This is a genomic window from Pseudomonas arsenicoxydans (genome assembly GCF_900103875.1).
GTDB classification, from domain to species: Bacteria; Pseudomonadota; Gammaproteobacteria; order Pseudomonadales; family Pseudomonadaceae; genus Aquipseudomonas; species Aquipseudomonas arsenicoxydans.
Window position 1 is genome coordinate 2,324,464 of the sequence record NZ_LT629705.1, and the last position, 20,230, is coordinate 2,344,693.

At 59.3% G+C, this 20,230-nt stretch carries 21 protein-coding genes; 18 read left to right on the forward strand and 3 right to left on the reverse strand.

Translation table 11 applies throughout. The annotated features are described in order from the left end of the window. Positions 1-66: 66 nt before the first annotated feature. The 17 genes from iscU to BLQ41_RS10840 all read left to right on the forward strand — a co-directional run bounded on the left by iscU (position 67) and on the right by BLQ41_RS10840 (position 15,246). Positions 67-453: a Fe-S cluster assembly scaffold IscU gene (gene iscU, locus BLQ41_RS10760; protein ID WP_003443374.1), complete on the forward strand. Its 387-nt coding sequence runs from the start codon at positions 67-69 to the stop codon at positions 451-453. A gap of 34 nt (positions 454-487) precedes the next feature. Then, the gene (iscA, locus tag BLQ41_RS10765; protein ID WP_007903589.1) at positions 488-811 is read left to right on the forward strand and encodes an iron-sulfur cluster assembly protein IscA; all 324 of its coding nucleotides are present in this window, start codon (positions 488-490) and stop codon (positions 809-811) included. 8 nt (positions 812-819) lie between these two features. After that, complete coding sequence (hscB, locus tag BLQ41_RS10770; protein WP_090180469.1) at positions 820-1,341, forward strand: co-chaperone HscB; 522 nt, start codon at positions 820-822, stop codon at positions 1,339-1,341. Positions 1,342-1,392: 51 nt separating this feature from the next. Then, entirely contained in the window at positions 1,393-3,255 is a 1,863-nt protein-coding gene (gene hscA, locus BLQ41_RS10775; RefSeq protein ID WP_090180471.1) for a Fe-S protein assembly chaperone HscA, read from the forward strand. Positions 3,256-3,257: 2 nt separating this feature from the next. After that, the gene (fdx, locus tag BLQ41_RS10780; protein ID WP_090180474.1) at positions 3,258-3,599 is read left to right on the forward strand and encodes an ISC system 2Fe-2S type ferredoxin; all 342 of its coding nucleotides are present in this window, start codon (positions 3,258-3,260) and stop codon (positions 3,597-3,599) included. A 14-nt stretch (positions 3,600-3,613) separates the two neighbouring features. Further along, positions 3,614-3,814: a Fe-S cluster assembly protein IscX gene (iscX, locus tag BLQ41_RS10785; protein ID WP_017340315.1), complete on the forward strand. Its 201-nt coding sequence runs from the start codon at positions 3,614-3,616 to the stop codon at positions 3,812-3,814. A gap of 92 nt (positions 3,815-3,906) precedes the next feature. Then, complete coding sequence (gene ndk / locus BLQ41_RS10790) at positions 3,907-4,335, forward strand: nucleoside-diphosphate kinase (protein WP_090180476.1); 429 nt, start codon at positions 3,907-3,909, stop codon at positions 4,333-4,335. 23 nt (positions 4,336-4,358) lie between these two features. Continuing rightward, positions 4,359-5,507 (forward strand): 23S rRNA (adenine(2503)-C(2))-methyltransferase RlmN, encoded by a 1,149-nt coding sequence (gene rlmN / locus BLQ41_RS10795; protein ID WP_046054692.1) that lies wholly within the window; start codon positions 4,359-4,361, stop codon positions 5,505-5,507. A gap of 12 nt (positions 5,508-5,519) precedes the next feature. After that, a complete protein-coding gene (pilW, locus tag BLQ41_RS10800; protein ID WP_090180480.1) occupies positions 5,520-6,278 on the forward strand; it encodes a type IV pilus biogenesis/stability protein PilW in 759 nt (252 codons plus the stop codon). Then, the gene (locus tag BLQ41_RS10805; RefSeq protein WP_090180483.1) at positions 6,278-7,297 is read left to right on the forward strand and encodes a RodZ domain-containing protein; all 1,020 of its coding nucleotides are present in this window, start codon (positions 6,278-6,280) and stop codon (positions 7,295-7,297) included. Before pilW ends, BLQ41_RS10805 begins: the two co-directional genes overlap by 1 nt. Positions 7,298-7,300: 3 nt before the next feature. Beyond that, positions 7,301-8,410, forward strand: a complete 1,110-nt coding sequence (gene ispG / locus BLQ41_RS10810) for a flavodoxin-dependent (E)-4-hydroxy-3-methylbut-2-enyl-diphosphate synthase (RefSeq protein ID WP_008147751.1) — start codon at positions 7,301-7,303, stop codon at positions 8,408-8,410. A gap of 37 nt (positions 8,411-8,447) precedes the next feature. Continuing rightward, entirely contained in the window at positions 8,448-9,737 is a 1,290-nt protein-coding gene (hisS, locus tag BLQ41_RS10815; protein WP_090180486.1) for a histidine--tRNA ligase, read from the forward strand. A 40-nt stretch (positions 9,738-9,777) separates the two neighbouring features. Next, a complete protein-coding gene (locus BLQ41_RS10820; RefSeq protein WP_090180488.1) occupies positions 9,778-10,419 on the forward strand; it encodes a tetratricopeptide repeat protein in 642 nt (213 codons plus the stop codon). Further along, on the forward strand, positions 10,412-11,563 hold the full coding sequence (bamB, locus tag BLQ41_RS10825; RefSeq protein ID WP_090180491.1) for an outer membrane protein assembly factor BamB: 1,152 nt from the start codon (positions 10,412-10,414) through the stop codon (positions 11,561-11,563). Before BLQ41_RS10820 ends, bamB begins: the two co-directional genes overlap by 8 nt. A gap of 140 nt (positions 11,564-11,703) precedes the next feature. Continuing rightward, positions 11,704-13,173, forward strand: coding sequence for a ribosome biogenesis GTPase Der (gene der, locus BLQ41_RS10830; protein WP_090180494.1), 1,470 nt, complete (start codon positions 11,704-11,706; stop codon positions 13,171-13,173). A gap of 145 nt (positions 13,174-13,318) precedes the next feature. After that, positions 13,319-14,467 (forward strand): pyridoxal phosphate-dependent aminotransferase, encoded by a 1,149-nt coding sequence (locus BLQ41_RS10835; protein ID WP_090180497.1) that lies wholly within the window; start codon positions 13,319-13,321, stop codon positions 14,465-14,467. Then, the gene (locus BLQ41_RS10840; protein WP_090188471.1) at positions 14,455-15,246 is read left to right on the forward strand and encodes an amidohydrolase; all 792 of its coding nucleotides are present in this window, start codon (positions 14,455-14,457) and stop codon (positions 15,244-15,246) included. Before BLQ41_RS10835 ends, BLQ41_RS10840 begins: the two co-directional genes overlap by 13 nt. A gap of 205 nt (positions 15,247-15,451) precedes the next feature. Here BLQ41_RS10840 and leuA read toward each other — a convergent pair whose 3' ends face one another. Continuing rightward, positions 15,452-17,131 carry a 2-isopropylmalate synthase gene (leuA, locus tag BLQ41_RS10845; protein WP_090180500.1) on the reverse strand — a complete coding sequence of 560 codons (1,680 nt, stop codon included), beginning with the start codon at positions 17,129-17,131 and terminating at the stop codon, positions 15,452-15,454. 398 nt (positions 17,132-17,529) lie between these two features. Here leuA and BLQ41_RS10860 point away from each other — a divergent pair, with 398 nt between their 5' ends. Further along, positions 17,530-17,886, forward strand: coding sequence for a hypothetical protein (locus tag BLQ41_RS10860; protein WP_090180510.1), 357 nt, complete (start codon positions 17,530-17,532; stop codon positions 17,884-17,886). A gap of 136 nt (positions 17,887-18,022) precedes the next feature. Here the strand turns inward: BLQ41_RS10860 and BLQ41_RS10865 are convergent, their stop codons facing one another. Together BLQ41_RS10865 and xseA are read right to left on the reverse strand one after the other, a co-directional pair. Further along, positions 18,023-18,844: a M23 family metallopeptidase gene (locus tag BLQ41_RS10865; RefSeq protein WP_090180513.1), complete on the reverse strand. Its 822-nt coding sequence runs from the start codon at positions 18,842-18,844 to the stop codon at positions 18,023-18,025. 3 nt (positions 18,845-18,847) lie between these two features. Continuing rightward, positions 18,848-20,227, reverse strand: a complete 1,380-nt coding sequence (gene xseA / locus BLQ41_RS10870; protein WP_090180516.1) for an exodeoxyribonuclease VII large subunit — start codon at positions 20,225-20,227, stop codon at positions 18,848-18,850. Positions 20,228-20,230: the final 3 nt, after the last annotated feature.

Sequence of the window (20,230 nt, forward strand, 5' to 3'; positions counted from 1 at the left end):
CCGGCCCTGTGAACCTTCGGGTGCAGGGCTCAAGAGCGACTCTCTGATGAGTGAGGATTAAGAATCATGGCTTACAGCGAAAAGGTCATCGACCACTACGAAAACCCGCGTAACGTCGGCAAGATGGACGCGGAAGACCCGGATGTCGGCACCGGCATGGTCGGCGCGCCAGCTTGCGGCGACGTAATGCGTCTGCAAATCAAGGTCAACGAACAAGGCATCATCGAAGACGCCAAGTTCAAGACCTACGGTTGCGGTTCGGCTATCGCTTCCAGCTCCCTGGCGACCGAGTGGATGAAAGGCAAGACTCTGGATGAAGCAGAGACCATCAAGAACACTCAGCTGGCCGAAGAACTGGCACTGCCGCCGGTAAAAATTCACTGCTCCGTACTCGCAGAAGACGCTATCAAAGCGGCCGTTCGCGATTACAAGCAGAAGAAAGGCTTGATCTGACTTTCAAGATTTGGCGACGAGTAAGGAGTCACCGATGGCTATCAGCATGACAGAAGCGGCTGCTCAACACGTGCGACGCTCCCTCAACGGGCGCGGCAAAGGTGAGGGGATTCGTCTGGGTGTTCGTACCACAGGCTGTTCCGGCCTTGCCTACGTGCTGGAGTTTGTCGACGAGGTGGTTGCAGAGGATCAGGTGTTCGAAAGTCACGGCGAGAAAGTGATCATCGATCCTAAAAGCCTGGCGTACCTGGACGGCACCGAGCTCGATTTCGTCAAGGAAGGGTTGAACGAAGGCTTCAAGTTCAACAACCCCAACGTGCGCGGTGAATGTGGCTGCGGCGAAAGCTTCAACATCTGAGGCTGCTCGTGGGTACTCTTTGTCATTTCGCTTTATTTGAGCTGCAACCGAGCTTCAATCTGGATCTCGACCAGCTGGCTACGCGCTACCGTGAGTTGGCGCGCAGCGTTCATCCGGACCGTTTTGCAGATGCTTCCGAGCGCGAGCAGCGGCTGGCGCTAGAGCAATCCGCGAGCCTCAACGAGGCCTACCAGACGCTCAAAAGTCCCCCCAAGCGCGCGCGTTACTTGCTCGCCATGGGCGGTCGCGAGCTGCCGCTGGAGGTCACGGTGCATGATCCGGAGTTTCTTCTGCAGCAGATGGAGTTGCGTGAAGAGCTCGAAGACCTGCAAGACAGCGCCGACATGGCCGGTATTGCAGCGTTCAAGCGTCGCCTGAAAACGGCGCAGGATGAACTGAACCAAAGCTTCGCAGCCTGTTGGAATGATGCAGCGCAACGTGAGCAGGCCGAACGCCTGATGCGGCGCATGCAGTTCCTCGACAAGCTCACCTACGAAGTGCGCCAGTTAGAAGAGCGCCTCGACGATTAACCCAGTGCCGCTCCGGTCGCACGCCTGATATACAGATAAGTCCTGATCACGATGGCCCTACTGCAGATCGCCGAACCCGGCCAAAGTCCTCAACCGCACCAGCGTCGTCTGGCTGTGGGGATCGACTTGGGCACTACCAATTCGCTGGTCGCTGCGTTGCGCAGTGGTCTTTCCGAGCCCCTGGCCGACGCTGACGGGCAGGTCATCCTGCCGTCCGCCGTGCGCTACCACGCCGACCACGTCGAAGTGGGCGAGTCGGCCAAGCTGGCTGCCGCTACCGATCCCTTGAACACCGTGCTGTCGGTCAAGCGCTTGATGGGTCGTGGTCTGTCCGACGTCAAGCAATTGGGCGATCAACTGCCGTACCGCTTTGTCGGCGGCGAATCGCACATGCCGTTCATCGACACGATTCAGGGGCCGAAAAGCCCGGTCGAAGTCTCCGCCGATATCCTTAGAGTGCTGCGTCAGCGCGCCGAAGCGACGTTGGGTGGCGAGTTGGTGGGCGCGGTAATCACCGTTCCGGCCTATTTCGACGACTCTCAGCGTCAAGCCACCAAGGACGCGGCCAAACTGGCCGGTCTGAACGTGCTGCGCTTGCTCAATGAGCCGACTGCTGCCGCCGTGGCTTACGGTCTGGATCAACACGCCGAAGGCCTGGTCGCCATTTATGACCTGGGCGGCGGTACGTTCGATATTTCGATTCTGCGCCTGACTGGCGGTGTGTTTGAAGTGCTGGCCACCGGTGGCGACAGTGCCCTGGGCGGCGACGATTTCGATCACGCGATCGCTGGCTGGATCATCGAGAGCGCCGGTTTGTCCGCCGACCTCGATCCGGGCGCGCAGCGTCATCTGTTGCAAGCTGCTTGTGCGGCCAAGGAAGCACTGACCAACGCCGCGTCCGTTGAAGTCGCTTATGGCGACTGGAAAGCCGAACTGACCCGCGAAGCCTTCAATGCACTGATCGAGCCGATGGTTGCTCGCAGCCTCAAGGCCTGCCGTCGTGCTGTGCGTGATTCCGGCGTCGAGCTGGAAGAAGTGCATGCGGTGGTCATGGTCGGCGGTTCGACCCGCGTGCCGCGTGTTCGCGAAGCAGTTGCCGAAGCCTTTGGTCGTCAGCCTTTGACCGAAATCGATCCGGATCAAGTGGTGGCCATTGGTGCTGCGATCCAGGCCGATACATTGGCGGGCAACAAGCGCGACGGCGGCGAACTGCTGCTGCTCGACGTCATTCCGTTGTCCCTGGGGCTGGAAACCATGGGCGGCCTGATGGAGAAGGTGATTCCACGCAACACCACCATCCCCGTCGCCCGCGCCCAGGACTTCACCACGTACAAAGATGGCCAATCGGCCATGGCGATTCACGTCCTGCAGGGCGAGCGCGAACTGATCAGCGACTGCCGCTCCCTGGCACGTTTCGAATTGCGCGGCATTCCGGCGATGGTGGCTGGTGCGGCGAAAATTCGCGTGACCTTCCAGGTCGATGCCGATGGTCTGCTCAGTGTTTCGGCCCGCGAACTGGGTTCGGGCGTTGAAGCCAGCATCCAGGTCAAGCCGTCCTATGGCCTGACCGACGGCGAAATCGCCAAGATGCTCAAGGATTCGTTCCAGCATGCCAACGACGATAAAGTCGCCCGCGTGCTGCGTGAGCATCAGGTCGATGCCCAGCGTCTGATCGAAGCCGTGCAGGGTGCCCTCGATGCCGACGGCGACCGTCTGCTCGACGCCGAAGAACGCATGGTCATCGAGTTGCAGATGCAGGAACTGACCGAATTGATGAAAGGTACCGATGGTTACGCCATCGAGCAGCAGACCAAGCGTCTGTCGCAAGTGACCGACGCCTTTGCTGCCCGCCGCCTGGACTCGACGGTGAAAGCCGCGCTGGCGGGGCGCAACCTGAATGAGATTGAGGAATAACGATGCCGCAGGTCATTTTTCTGCCACACGAGAAGTTTTGTCCGGATGGCTTGGTTGTGGAAGCTGAGCCCGGCATTTCCATTCTCGAACTGGCACACGAACACCATATCGAGATGGAAAGCGCTTGCGGCGGCGTCTGTGCTTGCACGACTTGTCACTGCCTGGTCCGTGAAGGCTTTGACTCGCTGGAAGAAGCCGACGAGCTGGAAGAAGACTATCTTGATAAGGCTTGGGGGCTGGAGGCACAGTCGCGTCTGGCCTGTCAGGCAAAAGTCGGGAATGAAGACCTGACCATCGAAATTCCGAAATATTCGCTCAACCATGCGGCCGAAGCGCCGCACTGATTCAAGGAAGTGACATGAGTCTGAAATGGGTTGATGTGCTGGAAATCGCGATCCAGCTGGCTGAATCCAAGCCGGAAGTGGACCCGCGTTACGTGAACTTCGTCGATCTGCACAAATGGGTGCTGGCATTGCCGGAGTTCAGCGATGATCCGACCCGCGGTGGCGAGAAGGTGCTTGAAGCCATTCAGGCCGCCTGGATCGAAGAAGCAGACTGAGTCTGCACCGTACGCAGTTAGGCAATACCCAAGAACCCGCGTATAATTCGCGGGTTTAATTTTTCACAAATTACCGTTTCTGGAGTTACACCATGGCTGTTCAACGTACTTTCTCCATCATCAAGCCTGACGCCGTTGCTAAAGGCGTTGCTGACCAGATCGTCGCCCGTTTTGAAAAAGCAGGCCTGAAAGTTGTTGCTTCCGAGAAGAAGCAACTGACCAAAGCAGAAGCCGAAGGCTTCTACGCTGAGCACAGCGCTCGTGGTTTCTTCGGTGACCTGGTTGCTTTCATGATCTCCGGCCCGGTTGTCGTTCAGGTTCTGGAAGGCGAAAACGCTATCGCTCTGAACCGTGAGCTGATGGGCGCTACCAACCCTAAAGATGCTGCTCCTGGCACCATCCGTGCTGACTTCGCTGATTCCATCGACGCCAACGCTGTTCACGGTTCCGACTCGGAAGCAGCTGCTGCACGCGAAATCGCTTTCTTTTTCCCTGCTGTAGAGGCAGTCGCTCAGGCTTAAGGCTACTGAGTGAAGGTGAATCCATGACTACATCGACTGTAAAAACCAACCTGCTGGGTCTGACTCAACAGGAAATGGAAAAATTCTTCGACTCAATCGGGGAGAAGCGTTTCCGTGCCGGTCAGGTAATGAAATGGATTCACCACCTTGGCGTCGATGATTTCGACGCCATGACGAACGTCAGCAAGGCCTTGCGCGACAAGCTCAAGGTTATTGCCGAAGTTCGTGGTCCCGAAGTGGTCAGCGAGGACATCTCCACCGACGGCACCCGTAAGTGGGTGGTGCGCGTGGCGTCCGGCAGCTGCGTCGAGACCGTCTACATTCCCCAGGGCAAACGCGGCACGTTGTGCGTTTCGTCCCAGGCAGGCTGTGCCCTGGATTGCAGTTTCTGCTCCACTGGCAAGCAAGGTTTCAACAGCAACCTCACCGCCGCCGAAGTCATCGGTCAGGTGTGGATTGCCAATAAATCGTTCGGCAGCATCCCGGCGACCGCCGACCGTGCCATCACCAACGTGGTGATGATGGGCATGGGCGAGCCGCTGCTGAATTTCGACAACGTCGTGGCCGCCATGCATCTGATGATGGATGACCTGGGCTACGGGATCTCCAAGCGCCGCGTAACCCTGTCCACTTCGGGCGTGGTGCCGATGATCGATGAGCTGTCCAAGCACATCGACGTCTCCCTGGCGTTGTCGCTGCACGCACCAAACGACGCATTGCGTAACCAATTGGTGCCGATCAACAAGAAATATCCGCTTAAGATGCTGCTCGAGTCGTGTCAGCGCTACATGTCGTCCCTGGGCGAAAAACGCGTGCTGACCATCGAGTACACCTTGCTCAAGGACATCAACGACAAGGTCGAGCATGCCGTTGAGATGATCGAGTTGCTCAAGAACATCCCGTGCAAGATCAACCTGATTCCGTTCAACCCGTTCCCGCATTCCGGTTACGAACGCCCGAGCAACAACGCGATTCGCCGTTTCCAGGATCAGCTTCACCATGCCGGTTTCAATGTCACCGTACGCACCACTCGCGGTGAAGACATCGATGCCGCGTGTGGCCAATTGGTAGGGCAGGTGCTGGATCGCACCCGTCGCAGCGAACGTTATATCGCCGTGCGCGAGCTGAGCGCCGAAAACGATATCGCACAGAACGCTGCGAACAATAATTAAGAGAGGATCTCTATGTCCCTGCGCTTTGCGCTGCTGTTGCTGTTGGCCAGCCTGTGTGCTGGTTGCGTCCTGTCGGGCGATTTCAACCCGATGAAGACCAGCAAGGGCCGCGATGAAGCGCGCACCGCCTACGTGCAACTGGGCTTGGGCTACTTGCAGCAGGGCATGACCGAGCGCGCCAAGGTGCCGTTGAAGAAGGCGCTGGACCTGGATAGCTCTGACCCTGACGCCAATGCGGCTCTGGGGCTGGTGTTCCAAGCTGAGATGGAGCCGGAACTGGCTGACGAGCATTTTCGCAAGGCACTGTCTTCGCGTCCCGGCGATGCACGAATACTGAACAACTACGGCAGCTTTCTTTTCGAAGAAAAACGTTACAAGGAAGCTTACGAGCGCTTTGAACAGGCCGCCGCCGATACCCTGTATCCTGAGCGTTCGCGGGTATTCGAGAACCTCGGCATGACGGCTTCGAAGCTGGGGCAGCGTGATCTGGCCAAGCAGCAGCTGGAAAAAGCCCTGCGTTTGAACCGCCAACAACCACGTGCATTGCTGGAAATGGCTGAGTTGTCCTTCGAAGACAGGCATTATGTGCCCGCGCGTGACTACTACGATCGTTTTAGCCTGCTCACCGAGCAAAATGCACGTAGTCTATTGCTCGGCGTTCGGCTGGCAAAAGTGTTTGAAGATCGCGACAAGGCCGCAAGTGCAGGCCTGCAATTAAAACGACTCTATCCCGGTACGCCGGAATATCAGCAATACCTGTCGGAGCAATGATGAAAGCGGCGCATCCCGAAGTTGTAGCAGCGAATCGCGTTAACCCCGGTGAGACTTTGCGCCAGGCCCGCGAAAGCAATGGCTGGTCGCTGGCCGAAGTGGCCCTCAAGCTCAACCTCACCGTCAATTCCTTGAGCAATCTGGAAGCCGGCGCTTTCGACAAGCTGCCTGGGCACACCTTTGCTCGCGGTTATATTCGCGCGTACGCCAAGCTGCTCGGCATGGACCAGACCGTTCTGGTCCAGCAGTTCGACCAATCCACCGGTACCGACTCCCAGGGCAGCAATGTCCATAGCCTGGGTCGCATCGAAGAGCCGGTTCGGGTTTCCCACACTATTTTGCGCATCGTCAGCCTGCTGTTGCTGATCGCGGTGATTGGCGGTGGTTTTGTCTGGTGGCAGGATCAAACCTCATCGCGTACCAAGGACCTGACCAGCCTCGCTCCGGAACACGTTGAAGTCGAAGGCGCCGACGGCACCACCCAGATCCATCCGCTGGACGAGCCAGAAGACCAGGCCGTCGCGGAAGGTCAGGCTGAAGGCGCAACCGCGCTTGCATTGCCACAGGCCGAGACATCCGCCGAAGCACCTGCAGCCGCTGAAGCCGCCGTGCCGCCAGCACCTGCACCAACGCCTGCGGCCCCGGCTCATAGCGCCGCGCCAGCTGTCACGACACAGCTCTCGCCTGCGCCGACTGCTCCTGTTGTGTCGACCCCGCCGGCAAGCGCATCGGTGACGCCGACCATTCCTCCACCTGCAGCAGCTGCTCCGGTGGCCGGCCAAGGCCAGGTTCAGCTGCAATTCACGGCTGATTGCTGGACGCAAGTGACCGACGGCACCGGCAAGGTGTTGTTGAGCGGCCTCAAGCGTAAAGGCGAAAATGTTTCTGTCAGCGGCAAACCACCGTTTTCAGTGCGTCTGGGCTTCGCCCGTGGCGCTCAAGTCAGCTACAACGGTCAGGTGGTTGATGTCGCTCCGTTCACCAGTGGCGAGACTGCTCGCCTGAAGTTGGGTCAATAAGTCATGCACGGCGAATCTCCAATCAAACGTCGCGAATCCCGCAAGATCTGGGTCGGTAACGTGCCTGTGGGCGGCGATGCACCTATCGCTGTGCAGAGCATGACCAACAGCGACACCAATGACGTGGCCGCCACCGTGGCCCAGATCAATCGCCTGGAAGCAGCTGGCGTCGATATCGTGCGCATCTCGGTGCCGGATATGGATGCCGCTGAAGCCTTCGGCAAGATCAAGAAACTGGTCAAGGTGCCGTTGGTGGCGGACATTCACTTCGACTACAAGATCGCATTGCGCGTAGCCGAACTGGGCGTTGACTGCCTGCGGATCAACCCGGGCAACATCGGTCGTGAAGACCGTGTGCGCGCCGTGGTCGATGCCGCTCGCGATCGCGGGATTCCGATCCGCATCGGCGTCAACGCCGGCTCCCTTGAAAAAGACCTGCAAAAGAAATACGGCGAGCCAACGCCGGCTGCACTGGTCGAGTCTGCCTTGCGTCACGTCGAGCACCTCGAACGCCTGAACTTCCAGGACTTCAAGGTCAGCGTGAAAGCCTCCGACGTGTTCATGGCCGTCGCTGCGTACCGCTTGCTGGCCAAGGAAATCGTCCAGCCGTTGCACTTGGGTATCACCGAAGCCGGTGGTTTGCGTTCAGGCACGGTGAAATCCGCCGTAGGCCTCGGTATGCTGCTCGCCGAAGGTATTGGCGATACCATCCGCATCTCGTTGGCGGCCGACCCGGTCGAGGAAGTGAAAGTCGGCTACGACATTCTCAAATCCCTGCACCTGCGTTCCCGTGGCATCAACTTCATCGCCTGCCCGAGCTGCTCGCGGCAGAACTTCGATGTGGTCAAGACCATGAACGAGCTGGAAGGGCGCCTCGAAGATCTGCTGGTGCCGCTGGATGTCGCGGTCATCGGTTGCGTGGTCAACGGGCCGGGTGAAGCCAAGGAAGCCCATATCGGCTTGACCGGCGGCACGCCAAACCTGATTTACATCGACGGCAAACCGTCGCAGAAACTGACGAATGACAATCTGGTGGATGAGCTCGAACGCTTGATCCGCCAGAAAGCGGCCGAAAAGGTCGAAGCCGACGCTGCTGTTATCGCGCGTGGCTGAGCCCGACTAAAGCGCTGAACGAATTTAAGGATTTATAGTGAGCAAGTCTCTGCAAGCCATACGTGGCATGAACGACATCCTGCCCGATCAGACACCCCTGTGGCGTCATTTCGAGGGCACCGTCTCGCGTCTGCTGGATAACTACGGTTACAAGCAGATCCGCATGCCGATCGTGGAATTCACCGAGCTGTTCAAGCGTTCCATCGGTGAAGTGACCGACATCGTCGAAAAAGAGATGTACACCTTCGACGACCGCAACGGCGACTCCCTGACACTGCGTCCGGAAGGCACGGCTGCCTGCGTACGTGCGGTGCTCGAGCACGGCATCACCGGCGGCGGCCAGGTGCAGAAACTCTGGTACATCGGCCCGATGTTCCGCCACGAACGTCCTCAGAAAGGCCGTTATCGTCAGTTCCACCAGATCGGTGTCGAGGTGTTCAACCTCGACGGTCCGGACATCGATGCCGAGCTGATCGTGCTGACCTGGCGCCTGTGGGGCGAGCTGGGCATCCGTGATGCGGTCAAGCTTGAACTCAACAGCCTGGGCACCAGCGAGTCTCGCGGTCGTTATCGCGAAGCGCTGGTCGAATACCTTTCGGCTCGCCTGGACCAATTGGACGAAGACAGCCAACGCCGTCTGAAGACCAACCCGCTGCGGGTTCTGGACACCAAGAACGCCGACACTCAAGCAGTCCTGGTCGACGCGCCGAAAATGGCCGACTACCTGGACGAAGAATCCCGCGTGCACTTCGAGGGCCTGAAGGCTCGCCTGGACGCCGCCGGTATTCCTTATGTGATCAACCCGAAGCTGGTTCGCGGGCTGGATTACTACAGCAAGACCGTTTTCGAATGGGTCACCGACAAGTTGGGCGCCCAGGGCACCGTATGTGCCGGTGGACGTTACGACGGTCTGGTGGAGCAGATGGGCGGCAAGCCGACCCCGGGCGTAGGTTTCGCCATGGGTATCGAACGCCTGGTGCTGCTGCTTGAAACCCTGGAGCAGATCCCGCAAGAAATCTCCCGTCAGGTCGATGTCTACCTGTGCGCCTTCGGTGAGGCCGCCGAACTGGCTGCCCTGACGTTGAGCGAGAAGGTGCGTGATCAGTTGCCAAACCTGCGCCTGCAGATCAATGCCGGTGCCGGCAGCTTCAAAAGCCAGTTCAAGAAGGCCGACAAGAGCGGTGCGCTGTACGCGCTGATCCTCGGCGACGATGAAATGGCCCAGCAAGTGGTAGGTTTCAAACCCCTGCGTGGCCAGGGCGAACAACAAAGCATTGCCTGGGATGCGCTTGCTGCACACCTGGCCACCTGCGTCGTGCAGGGTTGAAGCTGTCAAACAGCCGAATTAGCGATTAAGGAGTATTGGGGTGTCGAGTACCGAAGACGAACAGCTGGCGGATTTGAAGGACTGGTGGACACGCAACGGCAAGCCCCTGGTCACTGGCGGCCTGTTGGCGCTGGTCATCGTGTTCGGCTGGCAGGCCTTTCACAAGTATCAGAGCAATCAGTCGCAAAGCGCCTCGATTCTCTATCAGCAACTGCTGGAAACCACGCTGACGCCTGACGGCAAGCCTGACGCTGCCCGTGTTTCGGATCTGGCCGGCAAGCTTAAAAGCGAGTTCGGCGGCACCGCTTATGCGCAGTACGGCAGCCTGTTCGTGGCGAAAGTCGCGGTCGACAGCGGCAAGCTGGACGATGCTGGCACCGAACTGAAAGCCATCGTCGACAAACCGGCAAACCCGGCGCTGGGCGAAATCGCCCGTCAGCGTCTGGCGCAGGTACTGTCCGCGCAGAACAAGGCCGATGAAGCCTTGAAGCTGCTCGAAGGCGACACCGACAAGGCGTTCTTGGCCACTCGCGAAGAACTCAAGGGTGACCTGCTGGTGCAGTTGGGTCGTACCGACGAAGCAAATACGGCGTATCAAAAAGCCAAGGCAGCACTGTCGGATGAAGCGGCAGTCGGTGGCCTACAAATCAAGCTGGACGACCTGGCCAAAGGGGATGCGTGACGTGATTCGTTGGAAACATGCAGCATTGCTGGCTCTGGCCATTTTGGCCACGGGTTGCAGCAGCAACGGCAAAAAAGAATTGCCTCCGGCCGAGTTGACCGACTTCAAGGAAGAAGTGGTTCTGCACAAGCAGTGGAGTCGTTCGATCGGTAACGGTCAGGGCGAAACCTACAACATGCTGGTTCCGGCGATCGACGGCGATACCATTTATGCCGCGGACGTCACTGGTGTGGTGATGGCGATGGATCGCAGCAACGGCGACGTCAAATGGAAGAAGGATCTTGATCTGCCTGTTTCCGGCGCCGTTGGTGTGGGTTACGGTCTGGTCACGTTCGGTACCCTCAAGGGCGAAATCGTTGCCCTGGACGCAATCAACGGTGAAGAGAAATGGCGCGCTCGCGTGTCCAGCGAAGTACTCGCACCGCCGGCCAACAACGGTGACGTGGTTGTGGTCCAGACTCAGGATGACCGTCTGATCGGTCTGGATGCCGCCACTGGCAACCAGCGCTGGTTGTATGACAGCACGCCTGCGGTCCTGACCCTGCGCGGCACCAGTGCGCCGATCGTGACCAACCGCCTCGCGGTGGCTGGCCTGTCGACCGGTAAAGTGGTCGCTCTCGATATTTCCAACGGCGTGCCGGTATGGGAACAACGGGTTGCGATTCCACAGGGTCGTTCGGAACTGGAGCGCGTTGTCGATATCGACGGCGGTCTGCTGTTGTCCGGCGGTACCCTGTACGTTGCCAGCTACCAGGGTCGCGTTGCGGCACTGGACCTGGAAAGCGGTCGTCAGCTCTGGCAGCGTGATGCTTCCAGTTATGCCGGTGTCGCCCAGGGTTTTGGCAACGTCTACGTGAGCCTGTCTTCGGGCACCGTTGAAGGCGTCGACGAACGTTCCACCACAGCCTTGTGGAGCAACGATTCGCTGGCCCGCCGTCAACTGTCGGCTCCGGAAGTGTTCTCCAGCTACGTTGCAGTCGGCGACATGGAAGGCTACCTGCACCTGCTGAGCCAGGTGGACGGTCGTTTTGTCGGCCGCGAACGCATCGACAGCGACGGCCTGCGTGCCCGTCCGCTGGTGGTGGGTGACACGATTTATGTTTATGGCAACAGTGGCAAGCTGGAAGCCCTGACCATTAAGTAAAGGTTTGACTATGCTTGGGGTTGATCCCCAGGCAGCCCCGTAACCACGGGGTTCGCAGCGCCCTCAAGCGCTGCCCCGAGCACCAGCCGCTGCCTCGCAGCGGCTTTTGTATTTTCTGAAATAACGAAGTGGAGAGCCGCATGGTTCCCGTAATCGCCCTGGTGGGCCGACCGAACGTCGGCAAGTCCACCTTGTTCAACCGCCTGACCAGGACTCGTGACGCCATCGTCGGCGACTTGTCCGGTCTGACCCGTGATCGCCAATACGGTGAGGCCAAGTGGCAAGGGCGTTCCTACATTCTGGTCGACACCGGCGGTATCTCCGGTGACGAGCACGGTATGGACGAAAAAATGGCCGAGCAGTCGCTGCTGGCCATTGAAGAAGCGGATGTCGTTCTGTTCCTGGTAGATGCCAAGGCCGGTTTCACCGCCGCCGACCAGATGATCGCCGAGCATTTGCGCAAACGTAACAAGCGTTCTTACGTAGTGGCTAACAAGGTCGACAACATCGACCCTGAAATGGCCCGCGCTGAATTCGCCCCGTTGGGCATGGGCCACGCGATTCCAATCGCCGGTGCTCATGGTCGTGGCATCACCCAGATGCTGGAAATCGCGCTCAGCGACTTCCCGAAAGACGAAGATGAGCAGGAAGAAGGCGAAGAAGAGATCGTTGCCGAAGGCGAGGAAGCCAAGCGCATTCCTGGCCCTAGCGAAAAAGACGGGATCAAGATTGCAATCATCGGCCGCCCGAACGTCGGCAAGTCGACCCTGGTCAACCGCATGCTTGGTGAAGACCGGGTAATCGTCTATGACCAGCCCGGCACCACCCGCGACAGTATCTACATCCCGTTCGAGCGTAACGACGAGAAGTACACGCTGATCGACACCGCCGGTGTGCGCAAGCGCGGCAAGATCCACGAAGAAGTCGAAAAATTCTCCGTGGTCAAAACCCTGCAAGCGATCAAAGACGCCAACGTGGTGATCTTTGTGATGGACGCCCGCGAAGGCGTGGTGGACCACGACCTCAACCTGCTGGGCTTTGCCATTGAGTCGGGTCGTGCGCTGGTCATCGCGATCAACAAGTGGGACGGCATGACGCCAAGCGAGCGCGACTTCGTGAAGGTCGAGCTGCAACGTCGACTGTTCTTCGTTGACTACGCCGACATCCACTTCATCTCGGCGCTGCACGGCACTGGCGTGGGCAACCTCTACGCGTCCGTACAGAACTCGTTCAAGTCCGCGGTCACCCGCTGGCCGACCAACCGCCTGACCCAGATTCTGGAAGATGCGGTTGGTGAGCACGCGCCACCGATGGTCAACAACCGTCGGATCAAGCTGCGTTATGCCCACTTGGGTGGTGCGAACCCGCCGATCATCGTGATTCACGGTAACCAGATCGAGAAGGTGCCGAAGTCGTACGTCCGTTACCTGGAAAACACCTACCGTCGTGTGTTGAAGCTGGTCGGTACGCCGATCCGCATCGAGTTCAAGGGCGGCGAGAACCCGTTCGAAGGCAAAAAGACCACGCTGACCGACCGCCAGGTCAACAAGAAGCGTCGCATGATGTCGCACCACAAGAAAGCCGACAAAAAGCGCCGCGATAAGAAGTAAAAGCAGCTTTAAGTTCCAAGCTGCAAGCTTCAAGTCAAAGCAAAAAGGGTCCTGTGCAGGGCCCTTTTTTGTGCATGATGGTTTGAGGCTTGACCGCTTGCAGCTTGTCGCTTGAAACTTGGAGCTCACCTGCAAGGGGCTACCGATGATCACCAGTAAGCTGCCGAATGTCGGCATCACTATCTTCACTCAGATGTCTCAGCTCGCGGCGCAAACCGGGGCGATCAACCTGTCCCAGGGTTTCCCCGATTTCGATGCGCCGCAGGCCCTGTGCGATGCGGTCGGTCGGCATGTCGCCAATGGCCACAACCAGTATTCGCCGATGACCGGCCTGCCGGCGTTGCGCCAGCAAATCTCGGCCAAGATCGCTCGCAGCTACGGCGTCAACGTGGATGCCGACGATGAAGTGACGGTCACGCCCGGCGCCACCCAGGCGATCTTCTGTGCCATACAGGCGGTTATCCACAGCGGCGACGAAGTGATCGTGTTTGATCCGTGCTACGACAGCTATGAACCGTCGGTGGAGCTGGCCGGTGGCCGTTGCGTGCATGTGCAACTGGGCCTCAACGATTTTGCCATCGACTTTGAAAAGCTCGCGGCGGCGATTACGCCACGCACGAAGATGATCGTTCTCAACGCTCCGCATAACCCAAGTGGCGCACTGATCAGCCGTGCGGAACTGGATCAGCTGGCGGCCTTGATTCGAGACCGCGACATCTACATCGTCAGCGACGAAGTCTACGAACACCTGGTCTTCGACGGCGTGCCTCACGTCAGCGTGCTGAATCACGAAGAGCTGTATCAACGAGCATTCGTGGTCAGTTCCTTTGGCAAGACCTATCACGTCACTGGCTGGAAAACCGGCTACGTGGTTGCACCGCCGGCACTGACGGCGGAGCTGCGCAAAGTGCACCAGTACGTCAGTTTCTGCGGCGTGACACCGTTGCAATATGCCTTGGCCGACTTCATGGCCGAGCATCCGGAACACGTCGAGGAGCTGCCTGGTTTCTACCAGGCCAAGCGTGATTTGTTCTGCGATCTACTGACGCCGTCCCGATTCAGCTTCAAACGGGTGACTGGCACCTATTTCCAGCTGGTTGATTACTCGCAGATCCGCCCGGACCTCAATGACGTCGAAATGGCGTTGTGGATGACCCGCGAACATGGTGTGGCAAGCATTCCGATTTCGGTGTTCTACCAGACCCCGCCCGAAGGCCAGCGCCTGGTGCGACTGTGCTTCGCCAAACGCGAGGAGACCCTGCGTGAAGCAGCGGCAAAACTATGCGTGATTTGAGTGCTCTGCCCAATCTGAATATCGCGCTGATCCAGACCACCCTGGCCTGGCATGACCGCCAGGCCAATCTGGAGCATTTCGAGCAGTTGCTTGAACAGGCTCGCGGCGCTGACCTGATTATCCTGCCGGAGATGTTCACCACCGGTTTTTCCATGGAGTCGCAAACCCTCTGCGAACCGGAAAACGGCCCCACCAGTAAATGGCTGCGGGTTCAGGCTGCCAAGCTCGATGCCGTGATTACCGGCAGCATCATCGTCCAGGCCGCTGACGGCAGCCATCGCAATCGTCTGCTCTGGGCGCGGCCGGACGGGGAAGTGTGGCATTACGACAAGCGCCACCTGTTCCGCATGGCCGGCGAGCATAACCACTACACGCCTGGTGAGCGTCAGGTGCAGTTCGAGCTCAAGGGCTGGCGTGTGCGGCCGCTGATTTGCTACGACCTGCGCTTCCCGGTCTGGAGCCGCGATGCACAAGACACCGACCTGTTGTTGTACACCGCCAACTGGCCGGGTGCCCGGCGCCAGCACTGGAACCGTTTGCTGCCGGCGCGGGCAATTGAAAACCTTTGCTATGTGGCAGCGGTGAATCGCATCGGGACTGACGGTAAAGGGTTTGCCTACACCGGCGACAGTCAGGTACTGGATTTCCAGGGCGAGACATTGCTCAGTGCGGGCGAGGCGGATGGGGTGTTTCAGGTGGTGTTGAATGCTGCGGATCTTCAGGCTTATCGCACGCGTTTTCCAGCGAACCTGGATGCCGATACCTTCGAATTCACCTGAGATTTTCACTGCCTGACCCGGCCTCTTCGCGGGCAAGCCCGCTCCCACAGTTGACCGCTGTGAGCACAGCTTTTGTGCACGCCAAAGTAAATTGTGGGAGCGGGCTTGCCCGCGAAGGGGGCCGGACAGACAGCACAAAAATACGCAGGCAAACAAAAAGGCCCCGAGGTTCGCACCTCGGGGCCTTTTGCTTTGCAGCGAGGGCTTACGCCGCTTTCGCTTCCGGCTGGCTCAGGGAACGGTTCAGCGCGCTGAACAGGGCCTTGAAGCTGGCGGTGGTGATGTTTTCGTCGATACCGACGCCGTGCACCGCACGTTCACCGTTTACGCGCAGTTCAATGTAGGCCGCGGCCTTGGCATTGGTGCCCGCGCCGATCGCGTGTTCGTTGTAGTCCATGATCTCAACCGGAATCGGCAGACCGGCGACCAGCGCTTCCAGGGCGCCGTTGCCCTTGCCGCGCCAGTGCAGGTTGGTTTCGCCCTGGCCTTTGCCCGAGACTTCCACTTCGACGGCGCTGTGACCGTTTTCTTCCTGCAGGCGATGGCTGACCAGCGCGTACGGGGTGTTGGCCTGCAAGTATTCGCTGTGCAGCAAGGCGTGGATCTGCTGGGCGGTCATTTCCAGGCCGAGGCGATCGGTTTCACGCTGTACAACCTGGCTGAACTCAATCTGCATGCGGCGCGGCAAGCTGATGCCGTATTCCTGTTCCAGCAGGTAAGCGATCCCGCCTTTGCCCGACTGGCTGTTGACGCGGATCACCGCCTCGTAGCTGCGGCCGATGTCGGCCGGGTCGATCGGCAAGTACGGCACTTCCCACAACGCGTCCGGTTTCTGCTGGGCGAAGCCCTTGCGGATGGCATCCTGGTGGGAGCCGGAGAACGCGGTGTGAACCAGGTCGCCAACGTAAGGGTGACGTGGATGCACCTGGATCTGGTTGCATTCTTCGACGACTTTGCGCACGCCGTCGATGTCGGAGAAGTCCAGCTCAGGGTGAATGCCCTGGGTGTAGAGGTTCAACGCCACGGTCACGAGGTCGACGTTACCGGTACGCTCGCCGTTACCGAACAGGCAGCCTTCAACGCGGTCGGCGCCGGCCATCAGGCCCAGCTCGGTGGCGGCAACGCCAGTACCACGGTCGTTGTGGGTGTGCAGGCTGATGATCACGCTGTCACGACGGTTGATGTGACGGCCGAACCATTCGATCTGGTCGGCATAGATGTTCGGGGTCGCGCATTCCACGGTGGCTGGCAGGTTGAGAATCACCTTGTGCTCAGGCGTCGGGTTCCAGACTTCGATCACGGCGTCACAGACTTCCTTGGCGAACTCGAGCTCGGTCGCGCTGAAGGTTTCCGGCGAGTACTCGAAGGTCCACTGGGTGTCCGGCTGCTGGGCAGCGTATTTGACGAACAGCTTGGCGGCGTTCACGGCGATGGCCTTGATCCCGTCCTTGTCCTGGTTGAAGACAATGCGGCGGAAGGAAGGGGAGGTCGCGTTGTACAGGTGAACGATGGCTTTCTTCGCCCCGCGCAGGGATTCGAAGGTGCGCTCGATCAAGTCTTCACGGCCCTGGGTCAGCACCTGGATGGTGGTGTCGTCCGGGATGTGGTTGCCTTCGATCAGGGTACGTACGAAGTCGAAGTCGGTTTGCGAAGCGGCCGGGAAGGAGGCTTCGATTTCTTTCACGCCGACCTGCACCAGGGTTTTCCAGAAACGCAGCTTCTTGACCGCGTCCATGGGTTCGATCAATGACTGGTTGCCGTCACGAAGGTCGGAACTGCACCAGATCGGCGCGGCGGTGATGGTCTTCGATGGCCAGGTACGGTCCGGGATGTCGATGGTCGGGAACGCGCGGTATTTCGAAGACGGGTCTTTGAGCATGCTCATCGGGAAATCCTTATTGTGTGGGCCGAAAAAAGGCGGCCTGCCGGTAGATCAAATGTTCTTGGGGAAAAGCGTAGGGCGAGGCACCGCAAATTCAGCCCGGCAGTCGTGCACTGACAAGGCACAGGCTGCGGTGCTGGCGAAGCTGAATGAGGGTGTGAGAGGTTTTCATGTCTTCAACCCTAACCGCCGTTGTGGAGGATGGCAAGCAGTCGAAAAAAATTGAGAGGAATACCCGAAAAAGCGGATTTGTCGCGATTTTATTGTTCGAAATGACGATGATCGTCTGGATGGTTGCGCGAGGTTTGAGCGATGCGCAATCGCAGACTTCAGCGGATGGAGCGTGTCAGTGCAGCTATTCTTAGAGCCTCAACAGGACGACTTGTACGTAGGAGTCAGCCATGAACGAGTCGGATTGGAAGCTATATAGCGCGTTGCGTCCACTGGCCCATGAACGGATGTGTATCCGGATCATGGATGAGGTCGAGCGCACGGTGCTGGATAAAAGCCTGGCGCCTTATGAGCGGATTGAAGCCAGTGAAGAAAGGCTCAAAGCCGGTCAGAAGGAGCTGTATTGGGCGTTTGACGTTTTCAGGCATTCACGCAATGAGGCGCCCGGTCACTTGCTGGGACTGTGCGCGCGTGAGTTGATCACGTCCGAAGAGCTGGCGGGCTTCTCGCAGGAAACCCAGGACGGGATCAAAAAGAGCCTGGCGCACTGGGAAGTCCATGGGATTGAGGATCTGGAGGCGGAATAGCGGCGTCTGTAATGGCCCTATCGCGGGCAAGCCCGCTCCCACATTAGATCTTCAGCGACCACATTATTTGTGGCCACCAAAGATAAAATGTGGGAGCGGGCTTGCCCGCGATAAGGCCATCAGCCTCAACGATTGTTTATGGTTGAAACGCCCCGATAAAAATCGCCGGATCCACCCGCGCATCATTCAGGCTGACGTTCCAGTGCATGTGCGGCCCGGTTGCACGCCCGGTAGAGCCGACTTTGCCAACCACATCGCCACGTGCCAGTGACTGGCCGACCTTCACATCAATCTTCGACATGTGGCAAAACATGCTGATAAAGCCCTGCCCGTGGTCGACAAACACCGTGTTGCCATTGAAGAAATAATTGCCGATCAGAATCACCTTGCCCGCCGCCGGAGTCTTGATCGGTGTGCCCGCGGGCACCGCGAAGTCCAGGCCCGCATGCGGATTGCGCTCCTCACCGTTAAAGAACCGGCGCACCCCGAACTTGCTCGACAGCGGCCCATTGACCGGTTTGTCCAGCAACAGGTTACTTGGGGTATTGGGGCTGAAGCTGCGGTAGGCCTGGATCTGTTCGGCCAGTTCGCCCTCGATGCGCTTGAGATTCTCCGGGTTCGGATTGACCTGCTGCGTGTTTTTCAGGGTGATGTGCTGTTCCGGGTATTTCTTGTTGCCGACCGTGAAGCTCAGATTACGCCCGCCACTGCTGACCTGCTGCGTGCCCGGTTTTACCGTCAACGGCACGCCGACAATCGCCAGCCAATTATTCTTTTCCTTGACCACCAGCACCGGTTTGCCTTGATAACTGGCTTTCGGTGCCTGCGCAGCAGCGCCCAGATCCACCACGGCCACGCCGCCCGGCACCGGCTTGTTCAACAGGCGGGTGATGTAGCTGTCGGCGTGAGCGTTGAAGGTCAGGCACAGCAACAGCAGTGAAGCGAAAAAACGCGGCATCGATTAATCCAGTAAAGAAAGGGTGACAGGCGTCAGGTGGTTGTCTTCGACCCGCACTTGCAACTCGCCGTCACCGAGTTTGGCTTTCAAGCGTTGACCGGTGTGGGTTTGCCCGGCGCTGCGGATCGCATTGCCGCGCTCATCCAGCAAAATGCTGTAGCCACGGGCGAGGGTCGCCAGCGGGCTGACCACTTGCAGCGTCTGCACCTGGCTTTGCAGTTGCAGGCGACGGGACTTGAGCCCTTCTCGCATGGCTCGGGGTAGGCGTTCGGCAAAGTTGTCGAGGCGCTGACGCAGCAGCGCCAATTGCCGCCCCGGATGTTGCCCGGCGAGGCGGGTTTCCAGGCGAATCAGTTTTTCCCGGCGGGTGTTGAGGCTGCGTTCGAAAGCGCGGCGCAGGCGCATGTCCAGATCATCCAGACGTTGCGCTTGCTGGCGCAGGCGTTCGCCAGGATGACGCAGGCGGCGGGAGAGGCCTTCCAGGCGCAGCCGATCACGCATCAGGCGGTCACGGATGCGCATCACCAGGCGACGATGCAGGCTTTCGACCCGACGCACCAGGTCGCTGGAGTCCGGGGCGAGCAGTTCGGCGGCGGCCGATGGCGTGGGAGCGCGAACGTCGGCGACGAAGTCACTGATCGACACGTCGGTTTCATGGCCGACGGCGCTGACAATCGGCGTCACGCAGGCATCCACGGCGCGGGCCACGGCTTCTTCGTTGAAACACCAGAGGTCTTCCAGCGAACCGCCGCCCCGGGCCAGGATCAACGCATCGAAACCACGGGCGTCCGCCAGTTTCAGCGCGCGGACAATCTGCGCGGTGGCTTCGCGGCCTTGCACGGCGGTGGGGATCAACGTCAGTTGAACCTGCGGCGCGCGACGGCGGAAGACGCTGATGATGTCGCGAATCACCGCACCCGTCGGCGAACTGATGATGCCGATGCGCTGCGGATGCGCCGGCAGCGGCACTTTTCGTTCGGCGCTGAACAGGCCTTCGGCACTGAGCTTTTCCTTCAAGGCATCGAAGGCCAGGCGCAGGGCGCCGTCACCTGCGGGCTCCACCGTGTCGAGGATCAGTTGATAATCGCCGCGACCTTCGAACAGCGAAACCTTGCCGCGCACCTTCACCGCCAGGCCGTCCTTCAGCGCCTGGCGAACCCGCGCCGCGTTCTGCCGAAACAATGCGCAACGCACCTGGGCGCCGCTGTCCTTGAGGGTGAAGTACACGTGGCCAGACGCCGGGCGGGCGAGGTTGGAGATCTCGCCTTCGACCCAGATATTGCTGAACACGTCTTCGAGCAACACCCGCGCGCGGCCGTTGAGCTGGCTGACAGTCAGGACTTCACGGTCCAGGCCGAGTCTTGCAAAGGGATCTTTAATCATGGG